The sequence below is a fragment of the Enterobacter sp. WI-ESBL-E8 genome, assembly GCF_053364895.1.
The window spans coordinates 292387-315588 of sequence record NZ_JBRWXJ010000001.1 but is presented as its reverse complement, the minus strand read 5'-3'; the positions used below and the strand labels follow the sequence as shown (position 1 = coordinate 315588).

General features: G+C 55.6%; 17 protein-coding genes, 3 rRNA genes and 1 riboswitch. Of the genes, 7 read left to right on the top strand and 13 right to left on the bottom strand.

Features of this window, described 5'->3' with window-relative positions; genetic code table 11:
* Positions 1-56: 56 nt before the first annotated feature.
* The 7 genes from aceK to ACWHWP_RS01480 all read right to left on the bottom strand — a co-directional run bounded on the left by aceK (position 57) and on the right by ACWHWP_RS01480 (position 10998).
* On the bottom strand, positions 57-1796 hold the full coding sequence (gene aceK / locus ACWHWP_RS01510) for a bifunctional isocitrate dehydrogenase kinase/phosphatase (protein ID WP_447854939.1): 1740 nt from the start codon (positions 1794-1796) through the stop codon (positions 57-59).
* A gap of 48 nt (positions 1797-1844) precedes the next feature.
* Complete coding sequence (gene aceA, locus ACWHWP_RS01505; protein ID WP_059312976.1) at positions 1845-3149, bottom strand: isocitrate lyase; 1305 nt, start codon at positions 3147-3149, stop codon at positions 1845-1847.
* A 31-nt stretch (positions 3150-3180) separates the two neighbouring features.
* Positions 3181-4782 carry a malate synthase A gene (aceB, locus tag ACWHWP_RS01500; protein ID WP_059312977.1) on the bottom strand — a complete coding sequence of 534 codons (1602 nt, stop codon included), beginning with the start codon at positions 4780-4782 and terminating at the stop codon, positions 3181-3183.
* Between the two features lie 270 nt (positions 4783-5052).
* Positions 5053-5982 carry a homoserine O-acetyltransferase MetA gene (metA, locus tag ACWHWP_RS01495; RefSeq protein ID WP_023334115.1) on the bottom strand — a complete coding sequence of 310 codons (930 nt, stop codon included), beginning with the start codon at positions 5980-5982 and terminating at the stop codon, positions 5053-5055.
* A gap of 178 nt (positions 5983-6160) precedes the next feature.
* A 5S ribosomal RNA gene (rrf, locus tag ACWHWP_RS01490) occupies positions 6161-6276 on the bottom strand.
* Positions 6277-6344: 68 nt separating this feature from the next.
* Positions 6345-9250 (bottom strand): 23S ribosomal RNA (locus tag ACWHWP_RS01485).
* Between the two features lie 208 nt (positions 9251-9458).
* Positions 9459-10998 (bottom strand): 16S ribosomal RNA (locus ACWHWP_RS01480).
* The 16S, 23S and 5S rRNA genes sit together here, the layout of an rRNA operon.
* Positions 10999-11560: 562 nt before the next feature.
* Between ACWHWP_RS01480 and purH the strand changes: the two genes are divergently transcribed.
* Together purH and purD are read left to right on the top strand one after the other, a co-directional pair.
* Positions 11561-13150 (top strand): bifunctional phosphoribosylaminoimidazolecarboxamide formyltransferase/IMP cyclohydrolase, encoded by a 1590-nt coding sequence (purH, locus tag ACWHWP_RS01475; RefSeq protein WP_447854938.1) that lies wholly within the window; start codon positions 11561-11563, stop codon positions 13148-13150.
* A gap of 15 nt (positions 13151-13165) precedes the next feature.
* A complete protein-coding gene (purD, locus tag ACWHWP_RS01470) occupies positions 13166-14458 on the top strand; it encodes a phosphoribosylamine--glycine ligase (protein WP_447854937.1) in 1293 nt (430 codons plus the stop codon).
* A gap of 93 nt (positions 14459-14551) precedes the next feature.
* On the opposite strand, the gene ACWHWP_RS01465 is transcribed toward purD, so the two are convergent.
* The 6 genes from ACWHWP_RS01465 to nudC all read right to left on the bottom strand — a co-directional run bounded on the left by ACWHWP_RS01465 (position 14552) and on the right by nudC (position 18904).
* Positions 14552-15244 (bottom strand): DUF1481 domain-containing protein, encoded by a 693-nt coding sequence (locus tag ACWHWP_RS01465; protein ID WP_447856615.1) that lies wholly within the window; start codon positions 15242-15244, stop codon positions 14552-14554.
* A gap of 11 nt (positions 15245-15255) precedes the next feature.
* Entirely contained in the window at positions 15256-15528 is a 273-nt protein-coding gene (gene hupA / locus ACWHWP_RS01460) for a nucleoid-associated protein HU-alpha (protein ID WP_002445246.1), read from the bottom strand.
* A gap of 186 nt (positions 15529-15714) precedes the next feature.
* The gene (locus ACWHWP_RS01455; RefSeq protein WP_063431673.1) at positions 15715-16305 is read right to left on the bottom strand and encodes a YjaG family protein; all 591 of its coding nucleotides are present in this window, start codon (positions 16303-16305) and stop codon (positions 15715-15717) included.
* 41 nt (positions 16306-16346) lie between these two features.
* Positions 16347-17018, bottom strand: coding sequence for a deoxyribonuclease V (gene nfi, locus ACWHWP_RS01450; RefSeq protein WP_063431671.1), 672 nt, complete (start codon positions 17016-17018; stop codon positions 16347-16349).
* 9 nt (positions 17019-17027) lie between these two features.
* Complete coding sequence (hemE, locus tag ACWHWP_RS01445) at positions 17028-18092, bottom strand: uroporphyrinogen decarboxylase (RefSeq protein ID WP_063431669.1); 1065 nt, start codon at positions 18090-18092, stop codon at positions 17028-17030.
* 38 nt (positions 18093-18130) lie between these two features.
* Positions 18131-18904: an NAD(+) diphosphatase gene (gene nudC, locus ACWHWP_RS01440; RefSeq protein WP_063431667.1), complete on the bottom strand. Its 774-nt coding sequence runs from the start codon at positions 18902-18904 to the stop codon at positions 18131-18133.
* Positions 18905-18999: 95 nt separating this feature from the next.
* Here nudC and ACWHWP_RS01435 point away from each other — a divergent pair, with 95 nt between their 5' ends.
* The 5 genes from ACWHWP_RS01435 (at position 19000) to thiS (ending at position 23202) form a co-directional block, all read left to right on the top strand.
* Positions 19000-19497, top strand: coding sequence for an Rsd/AlgQ family anti-sigma factor (locus ACWHWP_RS01435; RefSeq protein ID WP_059312256.1), 498 nt, complete (start codon positions 19000-19002; stop codon positions 19495-19497).
* A 54-nt stretch (positions 19498-19551) separates the two neighbouring features.
* A riboswitch (TPP riboswitch) is annotated at positions 19552-19661 on the top strand.
* A gap of 78 nt (positions 19662-19739) precedes the next feature.
* Positions 19740-21635 carry a phosphomethylpyrimidine synthase ThiC gene (gene thiC / locus ACWHWP_RS01430; RefSeq protein ID WP_059312257.1) on the top strand — a complete coding sequence of 632 codons (1896 nt, stop codon included), beginning with the start codon at positions 19740-19742 and terminating at the stop codon, positions 21633-21635.
* Positions 21635-22276 carry a thiamine phosphate synthase gene (thiE, locus tag ACWHWP_RS01425; protein WP_059312258.1) on the top strand — a complete coding sequence of 214 codons (642 nt, stop codon included), beginning with the start codon at positions 21635-21637 and terminating at the stop codon, positions 22274-22276. Before thiC ends, thiE begins: the two co-directional genes overlap by 1 nt.
* Positions 22263-23018, top strand: a complete 756-nt coding sequence (locus ACWHWP_RS01420) for a HesA/MoeB/ThiF family protein (RefSeq protein ID WP_447854936.1) — start codon at positions 22263-22265, stop codon at positions 23016-23018. Before thiE ends, ACWHWP_RS01420 begins: the two co-directional genes overlap by 14 nt.
* Positions 23002-23202, top strand: a complete 201-nt coding sequence (thiS, locus tag ACWHWP_RS01415; RefSeq protein WP_059312260.1) for a sulfur carrier protein ThiS — start codon at positions 23002-23004, stop codon at positions 23200-23202. The genes ACWHWP_RS01420 and thiS overlap by 17 nt, the downstream gene beginning before the upstream one ends.

The following is a 23202-nucleotide window of genomic DNA, read 5'->3' as shown; positions in this document are numbered from 1 at the left end:
CCTGATGCCCTCACCCCGGCCCTCTCCCACAGGGAGAGGGAGAAAACATGTTGACCTCACCCTGAGGGAGAGGGAGAAAATCGGACACTAAACCGCTGCTTGCGTCGGTAAGCGTACACATCTTCCACATGCCCATTTTTGATCCGCGTTTGCAGCCCGCGCCAGTAGCTGGCGCGGAACAGATCCTCATGCATCTCTTCAAATAACGGCCCGATGCGCGGGTCGGCGCACAGCCAGTGGCGAAACTCTTCGGGAAACACGTCCCCCGGCGATACGCTGTACCACGGTTCACCGGAAAGCTCATCTTCCGGGTAGCGGGGCGGCGGGATATCGCGGAAATTCACCTCGGTCATGTAGCAAATTTCGTCATAATCGTAGAACACCACTCGCCCGTGGCGGGTGACGCCGAAGTTTTTAAACAGCATATCGCCCGGGAAGATATTGGCGGCGGCAAGCTGGCGAATTGCGTTCCCGTACTCTTCAATGGCATCACGCAGCGCCTGGCCGTCGGACTGTTCCAGCCAGATATTGAGCGGCACCATGCGGCGTTCTATGTAGAGATGGCTTATCACGATTTTGTCGCCAAGATCGGTGATTTTGCCGGAGGCTTCCTGCAGTAAAAGCGTCATGAGCGCCGGATCGATCTGCTGCTTATCCAGCACAAAGTTTTCGAATTCCTGGGTATCCGCCATGCGTCCGACGCGATCGTGCTCTTTAACCAGCTGGTAGCAGGCGCGAACATGGGCTGCGGTCATCTCTTTCTGTGGCGCAAACCTGTCTTTAATCACCTTAAATACGCGGTCAAAGCCCGGAAGCGTAAACACCAGCATTACCATGCCGCGAATGCCGGGCGCTTCGATGAACTGCTCATCCGCCGTGGTGACATAGCGCAGGTACTCCCGGTAGCTTTCCGTTTTGGCGTGCTTCTGGCAGCCAATCGCCATATACAGCTCGGCGGTGGTTTTGCCCGGCAGGATCTCGCGTAGCCACTCCACCAGAGCGGCTGGCAGCGGGGCGTACACCATGAAATAGGAGCGGGCGAAGCCAAATACGATGCTGGCTTCGGCGCCGGTGGTCAGGCAGGTATCGACAAACAGTTCCCCGTCGTCGGTACGGTGAATCGGCAGCAGAAACGGCACAATAGCGGTTGGCGTAACCAGTTTGCCCACCAGCCATGCGGCTTTATTGCGGTAGAAAAGCTCGTTGGCGACCTGCAAATGACTGCGGCTGAGCACCTCCGCGCCGAAGATTTCGTTGAGATGCGCGTGGATATAACCGATATCCCGGGTTTTATTTTCCCAGGGCAAGCGCAGCGGCAAATCCGTTAAGACGCGGTGCAGGAGCTTTTCCCAGCCGCGCTCGGGAAAGAAATCTTTCGCCAGCGGACGCGGGATGGTTCGAAAGCGTCGCTCAGGCTGGGAGCTGAAAATAAATAACCGCTCAGGAGATAATGAGCGGTGGTCAAATAACCGGCAATAGACGGAGTTAAAAAAGCTCTCCGCAATCTCGAAGCGCGGGTAGTCGGGTAACAAATGGGTGTAATGCTCTTTGACGCTCAGTAAAAATTCCGCATCCGGACTTTTACCGTCAGTGATACAGCGCAACTGCTCCACCACCAGCCCCACGTGGTGGTCGTAGAGATGGATACGCTGCTTCATCGCCTGCTGAACCGCATGCCAGTCAGCGTGTTCGAAGCGCTGCTGCGCGCCGGAGGTCACTTCCAGAAAACGACCATACTGGGCATCAAAGCCCTGCAAAATGGTTTGGGCAATCAGCAATTCCAGGCCACGCGACATATATTCCCCTTACCCACCCCTCTCCCCAGAGGGGAGAGGGGGAAAAGATTAGAACTGTGCTTCTTCGGTTGATCCCGTTAATGCCGTGACGGAGGAGGTGCCGCCCTGAATGATGGTCGTCACATTATCAAAGTAACCGGTTCCCACCTCCTGCTGGTGAGAGACGAAGGTATAACCGTCTTTGCCCGCCGCAAATTCCGGCTGCTGCACCTTCTCAACATAGTGCTTCATGCCTTCGCCCTGTGCATACGCATGAGCCAGGTCGAACATGTTGAACCACATGCTGTGGATGCCTGCCAGGGTAATGAACTGGTATTTGTAGCCCATGTCGGACAGCTGCTGCTGGAAGCTGGCGATGGTTTTGTCATCCAGCTTTTTCTGCCAGTTGAAGGACGGCGAGCAGTTGTAGGCCAGCAGCTTGCCCGGGTATTTCGCGTGGATGGCGTCGGCAAAGCGTTTTGCCAGCGCCAGATCCGGCGTGGAGGTTTCACACCACACCAGATCCGCGTACGGCGCGTACGCCAGGCCACGGCTGATCGCCTGCTCAATGCCCGCATGGGTGCGATAGAACCCTTCGCTGGTACGCTCGCCGGTAATAAACTCGCTGTCGTACGGGTCGCAGTCAGAGGTGATCAGATCCGCCGCGTCAGCATCGGTACGGGCAATCACCAGCGTCGGCACGCCGAGCACGTCAGCCGCCAGACGGGCCGCAACCAGCTTCTGAATCGCTTCCTGGGTTGGGACAAGAACTTTCCCGCCCATGTGTCCGCACTTCTTCACGGACGCCAGCTGATCTTCGAAGTGAACGGCCGCTGCACCGGCCTCAATCATCGATTTCATCAGCTCGAAGGCGTTCAGCACGCCACCAAAACCCGCTTCTGCATCCGCGACGATCGGCAGGAAGTAGTCAATAAAGCGCGGATCGTTTGGCTCAATACCTGCGGCCCACTGGATCTGATCCGCACGGCGGAAGGTGTTGTTGATCCGATCCACGACCGATGGCACGGAGTTAGCCGGATAGAGCGACTGATCCGGATACATGCTGGACGCCAGGTTGGCATCCGCCGCGACCTGCCAGCCGGAGAGATAAATAGCTTCAATGCCCGCCTTCGCCTGCTGCAGCGCCTGACCGCCGGTCAGCGCACCGAGGCTGTTGATATAGCCCTTTTTGGAACCACCGTGCAACAGCTTCCACATTTTCGCCGCACCGTTCTGGGCCAGCGTGCATTCCGGGTTGACCGAGCCGCGTAATTTCACCACTTCCTCCGCGCTGTAAGGACGGCGGATGCCTTCCCAGCGAGGCTGTGTCCACTCTTTCTTTAAGTCTTCGATTTGTTGGGTACGGGTTTTCATGTGCAGATGCTCCATATTGTTATGCGGTGAGTTACGCCAGGAAGCGGTAGCCCGGCAGGGTCAGGAAGTCGATTAAGTCATCAGATGTGGTGATTTGCTCCATCAGGCGCGCGGCGTCGTCAAAACGTCCGCTGCTGAAGCGGTGTTCGCCCAGCTCGTCCTGGATCACCCGCATCTCTTCAGCCAGCATCTGGCGGAACAGGGATTTGGTCACCGGCTTGCCGTTGCTGAGCGTTTTTTGATGGTGGATCCACTGCCAGATTGAGGTGCGTGAGATCTCTGCCGTCGCGGCATCTTCCATCAGGCCGTAGATCGGTACGCAGCCGTTACCGGAGATCCACGCTTCGATGTACTGCACGGCAACGCGAATATTTGCGCGCATGCCCTCTTCGGTACGTTCACCTGCACACGGTGCCAGCAGCTGTTCTTCAGCCGTCGGGGCATCGTCTTCGCGCGTGACGAACAGCTGGTTTTTATTGTCACCGAGTACGCGGTTAAAGACTTCCATTGCCGTATCCGCCAGACCCGGATGCGCGATCCACGTCCCGTCATGGCCGTTACGTGCTTCAAGCTCTTTATCGGCTTTCACCTTGTTGAGCACCTGATTGTTACGCTCAGCATCTTTGCTCGGGATAAAGGCCGCCATGCCGCCCATCGCAAAGGCGCCGCGCTTGTGGCAGGTTTTGATCAGCAGACGCGAGTAGGCGCTCAGGAACGGTTTATCCATGGTAACGACCTGGCGATCGGGCAGCACACGATCGGGATAATTTTTCAGGGTCTTGATGTAGCTGAAAATATAATCCCAGCGCCCGCAGTTCAGGCCGACGATATGGTCGCGCAGGGCATGCAGAATTTCGTTCATCTGGAACACGGCAGGCAGCGTTTCAATCAGCAGCGTGGCTTTGATGGTTCCGCGCGGCAGGTTGAAACGATCTTCCGCGTAGCTGAACACCTCACTCCACCAGGCCGCTTCCTGCCAGGATTGGGTCTTCGGCAGGTAGAAATAAGGGCCGCTACCTTTTGCCAGCAGGTTTTTATGGTTGTGGAAGAAATAGAGCGCAAAATCAAACAGGCTCCCCGGAATGGCTTCCCCACGCCAGGTGACATGTTTTTCGGGCAGATGCAGCCCGCGAACGCGGCAGATCAGAACCGCCGGGTTCGGTTTAAGCTGGTAAATTTTACCGGCTTCGTTGGTATAGCTGATGGTGCCGTTTACAGCGTCGCGCAGGTTGATCTGCCCCTCGATGACCTTACGCCAGTCCGGCGCCAGCGAGTCTTCGAAATCGGCCATAAAGACTTTAACATTCGCGTTCATGGCGTTGATCACCATTTTACGCTCTACCGGACCGGTGATCTCAACGCGACGATCCTGTAAATCTTCAGGAATGCCGCGAATTTTCCACTCACCACGGCGAATGGAAGCGGTTTCCGAAATGAAACCAGGCAACTTGCCATCGTCAATTTCCTGCTGCTGATGAATACGTGCCGCCAGCAGCTTATTACGCTGTGGCGTAAAGCGGGTCACCAGCTCAGTCAGAAATTCTACCGCTTCTGGCGTCAAAACCTGCTGTTCTTGCTCGCCATACGGCTGGGTAAAGGCCAGTTCATCGACCGTCGTTGCCTGTTGAGTCATTACTCTGCTCCTCATCAAAGATCCAAAATCACGCCCCCGATGCGAACGAAAGATCGTTGGGTAGTTTTCGCTCAGCAGAATTAAGACTATCTATATTTTTTCCAAAATCAAAAACAATTTCCATTTTAATTTTTAATTGCAATTAATTTGTTGATTTTATTGAGATTAAAGTTTGATCTAATGGTGAGTGGCATTTCGGAAATAAAAAAGGCACCCGAAGGTGCCTGATTTGAATAGCTGAAACGCTTTAGGATCGTTTAATGCAGAAGATTACTCCAGCGTCGGATTCATGTGACGCAGATCGTATGGCGTTATCTGGTAGACGTAATAGTTGAGCCAGTTGGTAAAAAGTAAATTCCCGTGGCTGCGCCAGGTCGCTCTCGGTTTGTTTTGTGGATCGTTTTTCGGGAAATAGTTGTACGGCACATCCGGATTAAGACCCGCTTCGACATCACGGAAATACTCTGACGCGAGAGTATGCGGATCGTATTCAGGATGCCCGGTCACAAAAGCAATACGTTTATCCTTGCTGGCAAACAGATAAGCATCTCCATCTTCCGTTTCGGCCAGGATCTCCAGATCGGTGTAATCACGAATCAGCTGGGCCGGGAAATCGGCGTAGCGAGAATGTGGTGCCAGGAAAGAGTCATCGAAACCACGTGTCAGCAACGCATGTGGATGAAGAATGTGGTGTTCGTATACGCCGGAGAGTTTTTCAGTGCGGGTTTGCTTAGGGATGCCATAAAGAATATTCAGTGCGGCTTGTACCGCCCAACAGACAAACAATGTGGACGTGACGTGATCTTTTGCCCACTCCAGGACCTGTTTGATCTGTGGCCAGTAGGCGACATCGTTAAATTCAACCAGGCCCAGCGGGGCGCCGGTCACAATCAGTCCGTCGAAGTTTTCACCCTGAATGTCATCGAAGTTGCAGTAGAAGTTGTTTAGGTGCTCAGAAGGCGTGTTACGTGACTCACGGGCATCGATTCGCAGCAATTGAATATCGACCTGCAGCGGGGAGTTAGAAAGCAAACGCAGGAACTGGTTCTCTGTTTCGATCTTTTTCGGCATCAAATTGAGAATGAGTACCTTCAGCGGGCGAATTTCCTGACCTGTCGCACGCGAAGCCGTCATAACGAAGACGTTTTCTTCACGTAAGAAATTGACGGCTGGTAGCTCGTCCTGCACCCGAATCGGCATAACCTGACTTCCTCACAATATACGTATAAACGTTTAGACATCCAGACAGCTAACGATACCGAGAAACGATCGGAATGTCGAGTCTGCAAGTCGAAGGTGAGAAAGTTTCAGGGAGAGGAGAGGAGAAAACAAAAGCAAAAAACCCCGCACCTTTCGGTACGGGGTTCTTCTAATTGATGCCTGGCAGTTCCCTACTCTCACATGGGGAGACCCCACACTACCATCGGCGCTACGGCGTTTCACTTCTGAGTTCGGCATGGGGTCAGGTGGGACCACCGCGCTAAAGCCGCCAGGCAAATTCTGTTAATCTGTATCAGAGCTGAAAATATCGTGTCTCTTCGCCAAAACACCTTCGGCGTTGTAAGGTTAAGCCTCACGGTTCATTAGTATCGGTTAGCTCAACGCATCGCTGCGCTTACACACCCGACCTATCAACGTCGTAGTCTTCAACGTTCCTTCAGGACCCTTAAAGGGTCAGGGAGAACTCATCTCGGGGCAAGTTTCGTGCTTAGATGCTTTCAGCACTTATCTTTTCCGCATTTAGCTACCGGGCAGTGCCATTGGCATGACAACCCGAACACCAGTGATGCGTCCACTCCGGTCCTCTCGTACTAGGAGCAGCCCCCCTCAATTCTCCAGCGCCCACGGCAGATAGGGACCGAACTGTCTCACGACGTTCTAAACCCAGCTCGCGTACCACTTTAAATGGCGAACAGCCATACCCTTGGGACCTACTTCAGCCCCAGGATGTGATGAGCCGACATCGAGGTGCCAAACACCGCCGTCGATATGAACTCTTGGGCGGTATCAGCCTGTTATCCCCGGAGTACCTTTTATCCGTTGAGCGATGGCCCTTCCATTCAGAACCACCGGATCACTATGACCTGCTTTCGCACCTGCTCGAGCCGTCACTCTCGCAGTCAAGCTAGCTTATGCCATTGCACTAACCTCCTGATGTCCGACCAGGATTAGCTAACCTTCGTGCTCCTCCGTTACTCTTTGGGAGGAGACCGCCCCAGTCAAACTACCCACCAGACACTGTCCGCAACCCGGATCACGGGTCTACGTTAGAACACCAGCCATTAAAGGGTGGTATTTCAAGGGCGGCTCCACGCAGACTGGCGTCCACGCTTCAAAGCCTCCCACCTATCCTACACATCAAGGACCAGTGTTCAGTGTCAAGCTATAGTAAAGGTTCACGGGGTCTTTCCGTCTTGCCGCGGGTACACTGCATCTTCACAGCGAGTTCAATTTCACTGAGTCTCGGGTGGAGACAGCCTGGCCATCATTACGCCATTCGTGCAGGTCGGAACTTACCCGACAAGGAATTTCGCTACCTTAGGACCGTTATAGTTACGGCCGCCGTTTACCGGGGCTTCGATCAAGAGCTTCGCGTTGCCGCTAACCCCATCAATTAACCTTCCGGCACCGGGCAGGCGTCACACCGTATACGTCCACTTTCGTGTTTGCACAGTGCTGTGTTTTTAATAAACAGTTGCAGCCAGCTGGTATCTTCGACTGATTTCAGCTCCACCCGCAGGGGCTTCACCTACATATCAGCGTGCCTTCTCCCGAAGTTACGGCACCATTTTGCCTAGTTCCTTCACCCGAGTTCTCTCAAGCGCCTTGGTATTCTCTACCTGACCACCTGTGTCGGTTTGGGGTACGATTTGATGTTACCTGATGCTTAGAGGCTTTTCCTGGAAGCAGGGCATTTGTTACTTCAGCACCGTAGTGCCTCGTCATCACACCTCAGCGTTAATAAACGACCGGATTTACCTAATCGTTCCGCCTACATGCTTAAACCGGGACAACCGTCGCCCGGCTAACATAGCCTTCTCCGTCCCCCCTTCGCAGTAACACCAAGTACAGGAATATTAACCTGTTTCCCATCGACTACGCCTTTCGGCCTCGCCTTAGGGGTCGACTCACCCTGCCCCGATTAACGTTGGACAGGAACCCTTGGTCTTCCGGCGAGCGGGCTTTTCACCCGCTTTATCGTTACTTATGTCAGCATTCGCACTTCTGATACCTCCAGCATGCCTCGCAGCACACCTTCAACGGCTTACAGAACGCTCCCCTACCCAACAACGCATAAGCGTCGCTGCCGCAGCTTCGGTGCATGGTTTAGCCCCGTTACATCTTCCGCGCAGGCCGACTCGACCAGTGAGCTATTACGCTTTCTTTAAATGATGGCTGCTTCTAAGCCAACATCCTGGCTGTCTGTGCCTTCCCACATCGTTTCCCACTTAACCATGACTTTGGGACCTTAGCTGGCGGTCTGGGTTGTTTCCCTCTTCACGACGGACGTTAGCACCCGCCGTGTGTCTCCCGTGATAACATTCTTCGGTATTCGTAGTTTGCATCGGGTTGGTAAGCCGGGATGGCCCCCTAGCCGAAACAGTGCTCTACCCCCGAAGATGAATTCACGAGGCGCTACCTAAATAGCTTTCGGGGAGAACCAGCTATCTCCCGGTTTGATTGGCCTTTCACCCCCAGCCACAAGTCATCCGCTAATTTTTCAACATTAGTCGGTTCGGTCCTCCAGTTAGTGTTACCCAACCTTCAACCTGCCCATGGCTAGATCACCGGGTTTCGGGTCTATACCCTGCAACTTAACGCCCAGTTAAGACTCGGTTTCCCTTCGGCTCCCCTATACGGTTAACCTTGCTACAGAATATAAGTCGCTGACCCATTATACAAAAGGTACGCAGTCACACCACGAAGGTGCTCCCACTGCTTGTACGTACACGGTTTCAGGTTCTTTTTCACTCCCCTCGCCGGGGTTCTTTTCGCCTTTCCCTCACGGTACTGGTTCACTATCGGTCAGTCAGGAGTATTTAGCCTTGGAGGATGGTCCCCCCATATTCAGACAGGATACCACGTGTCCCGCCCTACTCTTCGAGTTCACAACCTGTGTGCTTTCGTGTACGGGACTGTCACCCTGTACCGTGCGACTTTCCAGACGCTTCCACTAACACACAAGCTGATTCAGACTCTGGGCTGCTCCCCGTTCGCTCGCCGCTACTGGGGGAATCTCGGTTGATTTCTTTTCCTCGGGGTACTTAGATGTTTCAGTTCCCCCGGTTCGCCTCGTTAACCTATGTATTCAGTTAACGATAGTGTGACGAATCACACTGGGTTTCCCCATTCGGACATCGCCGGGTCAAAGGTTCATATCACCTCGCCGGCGCTTTTCGCAGATTAGCACGTCCTTCATCGCCTCTGACTGCCAGGGCATCCACCGTGTACGCTTAGTCGCTTAACCTCACAACCCGAAGATGTTTCTTTCGATTCATCATCAAATTGCGAAAATTTGAGAGACTCGAACACACATAACATGTGTGTCGTTTCAATTTTCAGCTTGATCCAGATTTTTAAAGAGCAAAACTTCTTAATGCACTCAAAAGTACATTCAGAAGTTCATCATTCATCAGACAATCTGTGTGAGCACTACAAAGGCAGGTTCTTTAAGGTAAGGAGGTGATCCAACCGCAGGTTCCCCTACGGTTACCTTGTTACGACTTCACCCCAGTCATGAATCACAAAGTGGTAAGCGCCCTCCCGAAGGTTAAGCTACCTACTTCTTTTGCAACCCACTCCCATGGTGTGACGGGCGGTGTGTACAAGGCCCGGGAACGTATTCACCGTAGCATTCTGATCTACGATTACTAGCGATTCCGACTTCATGGAGTCGAGTTGCAGACTCCAATCCGGACTACGACGCACTTTATGAGGTCCGCTTGCTCTCGCGAGGTCGCTTCTCTTTGTATGCGCCATTGTAGCACGTGTGTAGCCCTACTCGTAAGGGCCATGATGACTTGACGTCATCCCCACCTTCCTCCAGTTTATCACTGGCAGTCTCCTTTGAGTTCCCGGCCGGACCGCTGGCAACAAAGGATAAGGGTTGCGCTCGTTGCGGGACTTAACCCAACATTTCACAACACGAGCTGACGACAGCCATGCAGCACCTGTCTCAGAGTTCCCGAAGGCACCAATCCATCTCTGGAAAGTTCTCTGGATGTCAAGAGTAGGTAAGGTTCTTCGCGTTGCATCGAATTAAACCACATGCTCCACCGCTTGTGCGGGCCCCCGTCAATTCATTTGAGTTTTAACCTTGCGGCCGTACTCCCCAGGCGGTCGACTTAACGCGTTAGCTCCGGAAGCCACGCCTCAAGGGCACAACCTCCAAGTCGACATCGTTTACGGCGTGGACTACCAGGGTATCTAATCCTGTTTGCTCCCCACGCTTTCGCACCTGAGCGTCAGTCTTTGTCCAGGGGGCCGCCTTCGCCACCGGTATTCCTCCAGATCTCTACGCATTTCACCGCTACACCTGGAATTCTACCCCCCTCTACAAGACTCTAGCCTGCCAGTTTCGAATGCAGTTCCCAGGTTGAGCCCGGGGATTTCACATCCGACTTGACAGACCGCCTGCGTGCGCTTTACGCCCAGTAATTCCGATTAACGCTTGCACCCTCCGTATTACCGCGGCTGCTGGCACGGAGTTAGCCGGTGCTTCTTCTGCGGGTAACGTCAATCGACAAGGTTATTAACCTTATCGCCTTCCTCCCCGCTGAAAGTACTTTACAACCCGAAGGCCTTCTTCATACACGCGGCATGGCTGCATCAGGCTTGCGCCCATTGTGCAATATTCCCCACTGCTGCCTCCCGTAGGAGTCTGGACCGTGTCTCAGTTCCAGTGTGGCTGGTCATCCTCTCAGACCAGCTAGGGATCGTCGCCTAGGTGAGCCGTTACCCCACCTACTAGCTAATCCCATCTGGGCACATCTGATGGCAAGAGGCCCGAAGGTCCCCCTCTTTGGTCTTGCGACGTTATGCGGTATTAGCTACCGTTTCCAGTAGTTATCCCCCTCCATCAGGCAGTTTCCCAGACATTACTCACCCGTCCGCCGCTCGTCACCCAGGAGCAAGCTCCCTGTGTTACCGCTCGACTTGCATGTGTTAGGCCTGCCGCCAGCGTTCAATCTGAGCCATGATCAAACTCTTCAATTTAAGTTTGATGCTCGTGAATTAAACTTCGTAATGAATTACGTATGTTCACTCAGAGACTTGGTATTCATTTATTGTCCGAAGACATTAAGAATCCATGTCACTTTGAGTGCCCACACAGATTGTCTGATAAATTGTTAAAGAGCAGTTGCAACGCGGCTTTCGCTCACCGTTGCGAGGTGGCGTATATTACGCTTTCCTCTTTCAGAGTCAACCCGTTATTTCAGGATTTTTTCTCTTCAACCGAACCGCTTGTTGTGTGAAGTGATTCACATCCGCCGTGTCGATGGAGGCGCATTATAGGGAGTTCTCAGCAGGCCGCAACCGCTAAATGACAGAAAAATGACTGACTGCTGCATTCCACAGCAAAACCCCGCCTTATACCTTTTTACACACAGACTTATCCACAATGATACGAAAAAGTGAAAATGTGCGAGCGTTGCGCAAACGTTTTCGTTAAAATGCTCGCGCTTCACAAGGATGCCTCGTCAGGTGTGTTAGATGAGTTTTTCGCAGGAAAATTCATCTAACGCTCTCTGTAATCGTGAAATCCAGGGGATTTACCATGCAACAACGTCGTCCAGTCCGCCGCGCTCTGCTCAGTGTTTCTGATAAAGCCGGTATCGTCGAATTCGCTCAGGCACTTTCTGCACGCGGTGTGGAGCTGCTTTCTACAGGCGGTACCGCTCGCCTGTTAGCAGATAAAGGTCTGCCGGTAACCGAAGTGTCCGATTACACCGGTTTCCCGGAAATGATGGATGGACGCGTCAAAACCCTGCATCCAAAAGTCCACGGCGGTATTCTTGGCCGTCGCGGTCAGGACGATGCCATCATGGAACAGCATGACATCGCGCCAATCGACATGGTGGTCGTTAACCTCTACCCGTTCGCCCAGACCGTTGCCCGCGAAGGATGCTCTCTTGAAGATGCCGTAGAGAATATTGATATCGGCGGCCCGACCATGGTGCGCTCCGCGGCCAAGAACCATAAAGATGTGGTCATTGTCGTAAAGAGCAGCGATTACGAAACCATTATTAATGAGATGGATGCCAACGAAGGGTCACTGAGCCTGGAAACGCGTTTCGACCTCGCCATCAAAGCCTTCGAACACACCGCCGCGTACGACAGCATGATCGCCAACTACTTCGGCAGCCTGGTACCTGCTTACCACGGTGAAAGCAAAGATCCTTCTGGCCGCTTCCCGCGCACCCTGAACCTGAACTTCATTAAGAAGCAGGATATGCGCTACGGCGAGAACAGCCACCAGCAGGCTGCCTTCTATATAGAAGAAGAGGTAAAAGAAGCCTCTGTTGCGACTGCCCAGCAGGTTCAGGGCAAAGCGCTCTCCTATAACAACATTGCCGACACCGACGCCGCGCTGGAATGCGTGAAAGAGTTCAGCGAGCCAGCCTGCGTTATCGTTAAGCACGCCAACCCATGCGGCGTCGCGGTAAGCACCTCTATTCTGGATGCCTACGATCGCGCCTACAAAACCGACCCGACCTCCGCATTCGGCGGCATTATCGCCTTCAACCGCGAGCTGGATGCTGAAACCGCACAGGCCATCATCTCCCGTCAGTTCGTTGAAGTGATCATCGCGCCTTCCGCATCCGAAGAAGCGCTGAAAATTACCGCAGCAAAACAGAACGTACGCGTACTGGTTTGCGGCCAGTGGGCAGAACGCGTGCCGGGCCTGGACTTCAAGCGCGTGAACGGCGGTCTGCTGGTTCAGGATCGCGATCTGGGTATGGTGACAGAAGCCGACCTGCGCGTGGTGACCAAGCGTCAGCCGAGCGAGCAGGAACTGCGTGACGCGCTGTTCTGCTGGAAGGTCGCGAAGTTCGTCAAATCCAATGCCATCGTCTACGCGAAAGAGAACATGACCATCGGGATAGGTGCTGGCCAGATGAGCCGCGTCTACTCTGCGAAAATCGCGGGTATTAAAGCAGGCGACGAAGGACTGGAAGTAAAAGGCTCCGCCATGGCTTCTGACGCCTTCTTCCCGTTCCGGGACGGTATCGACGCGGCTGCTGCTGTCGGCATCACCTGCGTGATCCAGCCTGGCGGCTCAATCCGCGACGACGAAGTGATTGCCGCCGCCGACGAGCACGGGATTGCGATGATCTTCACCGACATGCGTCACTTCCGCCATTAATTCCCGGAGCAGAAAATGAAAGTATTAGTGATTGGTAACGGCGGACGCGAACACGCTCTGGCGTGGAAAGCGGCTCAGTCTCCGCTGGTAAAAACGGTCTTCGTGGCACCGGGCAACGCCGGTACCGCACTGGAACCCGCGCTGCAGAACGTGGCCATCGGCGTGACCGACATTCCGGCGCTGTTGAGCTTTGCCCAAAGCGAGAAAATCGACCTGACCATCGTCGGCCCGGAAGCACCGCTGGTGATTGGCGTGGTTGATGCGTTCCGCGCGGCGGGCCTGAAAATCTTCGGCCCAACGGAAGGCGCTGCGCAGCTGGAAGGCTCCAAAGCTTTCACCAAAGATTTCCTCGCACGTCACAATATCCCGACGGCGGAATACCAGAACTTCACAGAGGTGGAACCCGCTCTGGCTTACCTGCGTGAAAAAGGTGCACCGATTGTCATTAAGGCCGACGGCCTGGCTGCCGGTAAAGGCGTGATCGTGGCGATGACCCTCGAAGAAGCCGAAGCCGCAGTTAAGGATATGCTGGCGGGTAACGCTTTTGGCGATGCGGGCCACCGCATCGTGATCGAAGAGTTCCTCGACGGCGAAGAAGCGAGCTTTATCGTGATGGTCGACGGCGAGCACGTTCTGCCGATGGCCACCAGCCAGGACCATAAGCGCGTGGGCAATGGTGATTCCGGCCCGAATACCGGCGGGATGGGTGCCTACTCTCCTGCTCCGGTCGTGACTGACGAAGTACATCAGCGCACGATGGATCGCATTATCTGGCCAACCGTGAAAGGCATGGCGGCGGAAGGCAACACCTACACCGGTTTCCTTTACGCAGGTCTGATGATCGACAAGCAGGGCAACCCGAAGGTTATTGAATTTAACTGCCGCTTTGGCGATCCGGAAACGCAGCCCATCATGCTGCGCATGAAATCCGATCTGGTGGATCTGTGTCTGGCGGCCTGCGAAGGCAAGCTCGACGAGAAAACCTCAGAGTGGGACGAGCGCGCGTCCCTGGGCGTGGTGATTGCTGCGGGTGGCTACCCTGGCAACTACAACACCGGGGATGAGATCCACGGCTTACCGCTGGAAGAGATTGAAGGCGCGAAGGTATTCCACGCCGGAACGAAGCTGGCTGATGATGACCGCGTACTGACCAACGGCGGACGCGTGCTGTGTGCGACCGCGCTGGGCCATACCGTTGCAGAAGCGCAGAAGCGTGCCTATACGCTGATGGCGGATATCCACTGGAACGGTAGCTTTAGCCGTCAGGATATCGGCTATCGCGCGATTGCGCGTGAGCAGGGCGAGTAATTTCACACCCTCACCCTAACCCTCTCCCACAGGGAGAGGGGATCGTTCGTAGGCCGGATAAGCGTTAGCGCCATCCGGCTTAATCCTCAGAACTCAGAAACTCTTCTCTGTCGGCTGCCAGTTACAGAAGTCTTCGTTCGCCACCAGCAGCAGCTGAGAGCCTTCCGGCGCCTCCAGCCACGCCACACTCACTTCCATTGATGAATGACGCTGACGGCGTTGAATGTGCTCGATTGCCCAGGATTCGAGCTCAGGCTTGACCGTCTGCCCTTCACAGGTCGTGACCGTCCCATCGTCATGCCAGCGCCCCTGTCGCAGCACGACGCGTCCCTGACGCAGCGCATCGCTGGTCTGGCGGATTTGTTCGGCACGATAGCGGTAGAGGGCGATTTGATCGCTGGAAAGCTGCTGTTTTTGACCGCTGACTTCACGCTGCATAAAGCTCAGCTCGCCGTGGTCGTCAAAACGCACTTTCACATGTTCGGGGGTCTTGCTGTAGACGTTCAGTTCAATCAGCGTCAGGTCATCGCCCTGCCAGCGATATTCCGCGGTCGACGTATTCCCGTTATGCCACGGGCTGAAGGCTGAAAGCAGATGAACTTCATCACCTGAATCTTTGCGCCAGATCCTGACCGCGCCCTGGTTGTCCGCGTAACCGCTGGCGGTAAACGGCGGCAGAGAGGTATCGTGGCTACAGGCTGACAGCAACAGCATGCCTGCCAGCGCGAGCGTTCCACGCCAGAAAGACAAAAGGGGCGTTGCCGCCCCTTCGCTAAAACTGTTCACTGCCACGCGTCTTACTTAACAGCGTCTTTCAGTGCTTTACCAGAAACAAATGCCGGCACGTTAGCTGCGGCGATTTTGATTTCTTTACCGGTCTGCGGGTTGCGGCCAGTGCGCTCAGCGCGGTGGTTCACTTTGAAGGTACCGAAACCAACCAGTTGTACAGCATCACCTTCTTTCAGAGACTCAGTAATAGCAGCCAGGGTAGATTCCAGAGCAGCTTTAGCCTGCACTTTAGACAGATCAGCCTTGTCCGCAATTACATCAATCAGTTGAGTCTTGTTCATAAGTTATCCTTTCAATGTGTTTATCGCTTGCTAAGCATCGAGTGCGACGAAAATGCCAAAAAAGCACTCTCCTGCATACACGCACCGATAGCCACTTTTTTTCGCCCCCCAAATGTAGACCAGACAAGGGTCGAAAGGGAAGAGTCGAGGAGCGACAAAACGGGCGTTATCTCAAGATTTATTGTCTCATTGGTTAAAAATTATACCAATATTGCTCTCGCCGGCCTCACGTAAGTCCGCGCGCAGCCCTTTTATCAGCTCAATATCGCGTTCTTCACACTCTGCCAGCAGGCGGAAAATTTCCCACTGAATATCCCATTCTTGCTCAACGGCCGGGTTTGCACGGAGCTCTTCGTCGGTCATTTCGCGTCCTTCCTGGGTCATTTCCAGCATCGCCACGGTAGTGATAGATGCCTTACTGACTTCGATAGCATGCTCCAGCGTTTCGCCGCTCAGACGGGAGTGAAGCAGCTCGCTTAACGCTACGCAGGCATCAATCGCCGGGTAGACGCCATAGAGGTCAAAATCATCCGCAGCCGGAATCGCCTCTTCCAGCTTTTCCAGCTGAGAGTCGAAATTCACCTTCGCGTCTTTCACCGTCAGCGTTTCCCAGATCAGGTCCAGAATTCGGCGATAAAGATGCCCATCGCCAAAGCCCGTTTCCTTGCAGAACGCGGCATAGTTGGGATACATGCGCTCGCACAGGCAAGCCATAAAGGTGACGTGCTGCCAGCTTTCCAGCTTTTCAAGGCGCAGGTGAATCGGGTTTTGTAGCATGATGATCTCTCGAATCGAAAATTAGGCGCAGTTTACCTGAATCATCTCTGAATTTCCTGCCAACGAACAAAAGCCGGACGCGATGAAGCCACGGCGTCTGCCCAGCGCGTCGGCTCCGGCAAGCGGTAGCCCCTCATACAACGCTGCACCCACGCCAGGGCGCTGTCCATGCTTACCCGATGCCCGGTAGCGATAAACAGCGGGTTACAGCGGGCTTTGCTGCGCCAGACCCACGCCAGCTGCTCGCCTTTATGAATGAGGGGCGCCAGCGCGCCCGGCTCCGCGGAAAGGGGTTCAAACGCGCCACACAGGCGTTTCTTGGCGACGCCAATGGTCGGCACATCCACCAGCAGCCCAAAGTGGCTGGCAACGCCTAAACGGCGCGGGTGTGAGATACCATGTCCATCGACAAACAGCAGGTCAGGTTTTTGCGAGAGCTGCTCCCACGCTGCCAGCAGCGCGGGGTATTCGCGGAAGGAGAGAAAGCCGGGGATATAGGGCATGGTGGTGGCGATACGCGCCACCTTGTATTCCACCAGCTCAAGCGAAGGGTATTTCAGGACCACCATCGCCGCTCGCGTTACTTCGCCCCCCTGCTCGAATCCGACGTCTGCTCCGCCAATGTACTGCGGAGGATCCTTATCCAGACGATCCTCGCGGATCACAGATGAAGCCAGTTCGATTTGCTGAGCGCGTAGCGACGCGAGATCCATAACCACTCCTTACTTGTGATACTGGGCAGAAAGCCGATGCACCGCCTCCACAAAGACGCCAGCGTGTTCTGGCGGCACATCCTGATGAATGCCGTGGCCGAGGTTAAAGACGTGGCCTTCACCCTGGCCGAAACCAGACAGTATAGTCGACACTTCCTCTTCAATGCGGGCAGGCTGAGCATAGAGCATGGAGGGATCCATGTTTCCCTGCAGCGCCACTTTGTCACCCACGCGGCGGCGGGCATCAGCGATATCGGTGGTCCAGTCGAGACCCAGCGCGTCGCAGCCGGTTGCCGCCATGGCTTCCAGCCACTGACCGCCACCTTTGGTAAACAGCGTTACCGGCACGCGGCGACCTTCGTTCTCGCGCAGCAGACCGTCGACAATTTTATGCATGTAGTACAGGGAGAACTGCTGATAATCGCGCCCGGTCAGCACTCCACCCCAGGTATCGAAAATCATGACCGACTGTGCACCCGCTTTAATTTGCGCGTTGAGGTAGAGCGTGACGCTCTTCGCCAGCTTGTCGAGAAGCGCATGCAGGGCCAGGGGCTCGGCGTACATCATCTTTTTAACCATGGTGAAGGCTTTGCTGCTGCCGCCTTCCACCATATAGGTCGCCAGCGTCCACGGGCTGCCGGAGAAACCAATCAGCGGCACTTCGCCTTTCAGCTCGCGGCGAATGGTGCGCACGGCGTTCATCACGTAGCCCAGTTCACCTTCCGGATCGGGGATCGGCAACTTATCTACATCCGCTTTGCTTTTGATTGGGGAGGTGAAGCGCGGGCCTTCACCGGTTTCGAAATAGAGACCGAGGCCCATGGCATCCGGAATGGTCAGAATGTCCGAAAAGAGAATGGCGGCATCCAGCGGGAAGCGGCGCAGCGGCTGGAGCGTGACTTCGCAGGCCAGCTCGGCGTTTTTGCACAGCGACATAAAATCACCCGCCTGAGCGCGCGTGGCTTTGTACTCTGGCAGATAGCGTCCCGCCTGGCGCATCATCCACACCGGGGTGACATCAACGGGCTGGCGCAGCAGCGCACGCAGATAACGATCGTTCTTCAGTTCGGTCATTTTTGCAGTTCCTTAAGCGTCATGGCCTCAGTGTAACACTACTCATACTCGGCCCGACACATCGCCACGGTATCTTCTATCAGCCGACGCGCTACGGTGCCCGGTGGGGGTAACAGCGGCAAATCGTCATAGCGATACCAGTTCGCATCCAGCAGTTCTTTCTGGTCGATAACAATCTCCCCGCTGTCGTAGTCGGCCATAAAGGCCGTCATCAGCGACTGCGGGAACGGCCACGGCTGAGAGGTGACGTAGCGCAGGTTTTTGACCTTAATCCCGCTCTCCTCCATCACTTCTCGCGCCACCGCCTGTTCCAGCGTTTCGCCCACCTCGACGAAGCCGGCCAGCACGGTGTGAATGCCGTTGCGATGACGGGTGTGCTGCGCCAGCAGGATGGAATCCTCCCGGCGGATAGCGACGATAATGCACGGCGCAATCTGAGGATAGTAGCGCTCGCGGCAGTGGCTGCAGAGCATCGCCCACTCGGTTTTGCTCCGGTGCATGGTATGACCGCAGTAGCCGCAGTATTTATGCGAGCGGTAAAACTCCGCCAGCTGCACGCCGCGCCCCGCCAGCTGGAACAGACCCACGTCCAGATCCAGTACCTGACGAACCGATCCCATATCCTGGCGGCGGGGCTGTTGGATCAACCACACAGCTTCCCCCTGCCATTCGCCGATCTTCAGCGCAGGCTGCCCCACTAGATCGAACACCTCTGCTGCGCCATAAGGGATCTCTCCGCCAGGAAGCCATAATTTTTGTTCGTGACTGACGATCCACCAACCCAGATCTGATTTTTCAATAATACGATCCATATCTATTGCACTACCTTCGCTTCACTGACATGTTGTTAGCATTGTGGTTACATTTTGGATAAGCAGATTCAATCCTAAACCTTGCGGAGTCGACCATGTTAAACCAGCTGGAAAGCCTGACTGAGCGCGTTAGAGGAAGTAACAAACTGGTGGATCGCTGGCTACACGTGCGCAAGCATCTACTCGTGGCTTATTACAATCTGGTCGGTATTAAGCCTGGCAAAGAATCGTTTATGCGACTGAATGAAAAATCGCTGGATGATTTTTGTCAGGGCCTGGTCGACTATCTGTCCGACGGCCATTTCAATATTTATGAACGCATTATCCGCGAAATGGAAGGGACAACGCCGTATTTAGCGGCCAGCAAACTCTATCCGCTGCTGGAAGCAAACACCCAGCAGATTATGGACTACTACGATTCCACGCTTGAGAACGCCATCGATCACGACAACTATCTTGAGTTCCAGCGGGCGCTTTCCGACCTTGGCGAAGCGCTGGAAGAGCGATTCACGCTGGAAGATAAGTTGATCGCCCTCGCTCTGGATAACGGCCTGGATGTCAGCCACGAAGATAACATCGCGCGCCCTGCTTGAGTTATTAATCGTTAACGAGTAATTTACAACCATTCGCCCCTCTCACGAGGGGGATTTTTCTTGTCGGAGTGCCCAGTGTGAAAGCACGGGCTGAGACCGTTAATTCGGGATCCGCGGAACCTGATCAGGCTAATACCTGCGAAGGGAACAAGAGTCACACTGCTGTTGTATCGCCCCCGGGCGATCCTCTCTTGCTTCATCCGTCGTCTGACAAGCCATGTCCTTCACTTTTGGAATGAGCTATGTCTACTGCAAAACTGACCCGCCGCGAACAGCGCGCACAGGCCCAACGCTTCATTGATACCCTGGAAGGCACCGCTTTCCCGAGCTCTAAACGCATCTACATTTCCGGCTCGCAGGCCGATATCCGCGTCCCGATGCGTGAAATCCAGCTTAGCCCGACGCTTATCGGCGGCAGCAAAGATAACCCGCAGTTTGAAGACAACGAAGCCGTACCGGTGTATGACACCTCCGGCCCGTACGGCGATCCCTCTGTGACTATCAACGTTCAGCAGGGTCTGGCGAAGCTGCGCCAGCCGTGGATTGACGCGCGTAACGACTGTGAAGAACTGAGCGTACGTAGCTCTGCGTATACCAAAGAACGCCTGGCCGACGATGGTCTGGACGAGCTGCGCTTCGCCGGGCTGCTGACGCCGAAACGCGCCAGAGCGGGCAAACGCGTGACCCAACTGCACTATGCGCGTCAGGGGATCGTCACGCCGGAGATGGAGTTCATCGCCATCCGTGAAAACATGGGCCGTGAGCGCATCCGCAGTGAAATACTGCGCCACCAGCATCCGGGCGAGGGCTTTGGCGCTCGCCTGCCGGAGAACATCACGCCGGAGTTTGTGCGTGATGAAGTGGCCGCCGGCCGCGCGATTATCCCCGCCAACATCAACCACCCGGAATCCGAGCCGATGATTATCGGCCGCAACTTCCTGGTGAAGGTCAACGCTAACATCGGCAACTCGGCCGTTACCTCCTCCATCGAAGAAGAGGTGGAAAAGCTGGTCTGGTCAACGCGCTGGGGCGCGGACACGGTGATGGACCTCTCCACTGGCCGCTATATTCACGAAACCCGCGAGTGGATCCTGCGTAACAGCCCGGTACCGATTGGCACCGTCCCGATTTATCAGGCGCTGGAAAAGGTCAACGGTATTGCCGAAGACCTCACCTGGGAAGCCTTCCGCGACACGCTGCTGGAGCAGGCTGAACAGGGCGTAGACTACTTCACCATTCACGCGGGCGTGCTGCTGCGCTACGTGCCGATGACGGCGAAGCGTCTGACCGGTATTGTCTCGCGCGGCGGCTCCATCATGGCGAAGTGGTGCCTCTCCCATCACCAGGAAAACTTCCTCTACGAACACTTCCGCGAGATTTGCGAAATCTGTGCCGCGTACGATGTCTCTCTGTCGCTGGGCGATGGTCTGCGTCCGGGCTCCATTCGCGATGCCAACGATGAGGCGCAGTTTGCCGAGCTGCACACGCTGGGTGAGCTGACCAAAATCGCCTGGGAGTATGACGTGCAGGTGATGATTGAAGGCCCGGGACACGTGCCGATGCAGATGATCCGCCGCAACATGACGGAAGAGCTGGAGCACTGCCACGAAGCGCCGTTCTATACCCTGGGGCCGCTGACCACCGATATTGCGCCAGGCTATGACCACTTCACGTCCGGGATTGGTGCGGCGATGATCGGCTGGTTCGGCTGTGCCATGCTCTGCTACGTGACGCCGAAAGAGCACCTCGGCCTGCCAAACAAAGAGGATGTAAAGCAGGGGCTGATTACCTACAAAATTGCCGCCCATGCCGCCGATCTGGCGAAAGGCCATCCGGGCGCGCAAATCCGCGATAACGCCATGTCGAAGGCGCGTTTTGAATTCCGCTGGGAAGACCAGTTCAACCTGGCGCTGGACCCGTTCACCGCCCGCGCCTATCACGATGAGACCCTGCCGCAGGAATCGGGCAAAGTCGCACACTTCTGCTCCATGTGCGGGCCAAAATTCTGCTCGATGAAAATCAGCCAGGAGGTGCGCGACTACGCCGCCGCGCAAACCATTGAAGTGGGGATGGCGGACATGTCTGAAACCTTCCGCGCCAAAGGCGGCGAAATCTACCTCAAAAAAGAGGAGGCGTAATGTACCAGCCCGATTTCCCGCCCGTTCCCTACCGTTTAGGACTCTATCCGGTAGTGGACAGCGTAGCGTGGATCGAACGCCTGCTGGAGGCTGGCGTTCGCACGATCCAGCTGCGCATCAAGGATAAACGCGACGACGAGGTGGAAACTGATGTCGTCGCCGCCATTGCGCTGGGGCGTCGGTATAACGCCCGTCTGTTTATCAACGACTACTGGCGACTGGCCGTTAAGCACCGGGCCTACGGCGTGCATTTGGGCCAGGAGGACCTGGAAACAACCGATCTGAATGCCATCCGCGCCGCCGGCCTGCGCCTGGGCGTGTCCACGCACGACGACATGGAGATCGACGTGGCGCTGGCAGCCCATCCCTCTTACATCGCGCTGGGCCACGTTTTCCCGACGCAGACCAAGCAGATGCCCTCCGCACCGCAGGGACTGACGCAGCTGGCGAGTCACGTCAAACGCCTTGCCGATTACCCCACCGTCGCCATCGGTGGCATCAGCCTGGAACGGGCTCCGGCCGTGCTGGAGACGGGCGTCGGCAGCATCGCCGTCGTCAGCGCCATCACCCAGGCCGCAGACTGGCAGTCTGCCACCCAACAGCTGTTACAGCTGGCAGGAGCTGGCGATGAACGATCGTGATTTCATGCGCTACAGCCGCCAGATCCTGCTGGAGGATATCGCCATCGACGGGCAGCAAAAACTGCTCGCCAGCCGGGTGCTGATTGTCGGTCTGGGCGGATTAGGCGCACCTGCGGCGCTGTATCTGGCAGGTGCAGGTATCGGCACGCTGGTGCTGGCCGATGATGACGACGTTCATCTCAGCAACCTGCAGCGACAAATCCTCTTTACCACCGGCGATATCAACCAGCCTAAAGCGCACATCACCCGGCAGCGGCTACACCAGCTTAATCCGGACATCGAGCTGATTGCGCGACAGGAACGTCTTTGCGGCGAGAGCCTGCACCGTGAAGTCACGCTTGCCGACGTGGTGCTGGACTGCACCGACAACATGGCGACGCGCCAGGCGATTAACGCCGCCTGCGTGGCAACTAATACCCCGCTGATTACCGCCAGCGCGGTGGGGTTCGGCGGGCAGATGATGGTCCTGACGCCACCATGGGCGCAGGGCTGCTATCGCTGCCTGTGGCCGGATGATGCCGAGCCGACGCGCAACTGCCGCACGGCGGGCATTCTTGGTCCGGTGGTCGGCGTGATGGGCACGATGCAGGCGCTGGAGGCCATCAAGCTGCTCAGCGGCATGGAGACGGAACGCAATACGCTGCGGCTGTTTGATGCTCGCTCCAGCGGCTGGCGCCATCTGGCGTTACGCCGCGCCAGCCGTTGTCCGGTATGTGGAGGCTGCGATGCGCATTCTATTTAACGACGAGCCGATGAGATGCGACGACGGGCTCACCGTTGCCGTACTGCTCGACAAGCTGCGCCAGCTCAAGCCGGGAACGGCACTGGCGCTCAATCAACAGATCCTGCCGCGCGAGCAGTGGGAACATCAGCAGGTCAACGAAGGCGACCAGATCCTGCTGTTTCAGGTTATCGCAGGGGGCTGA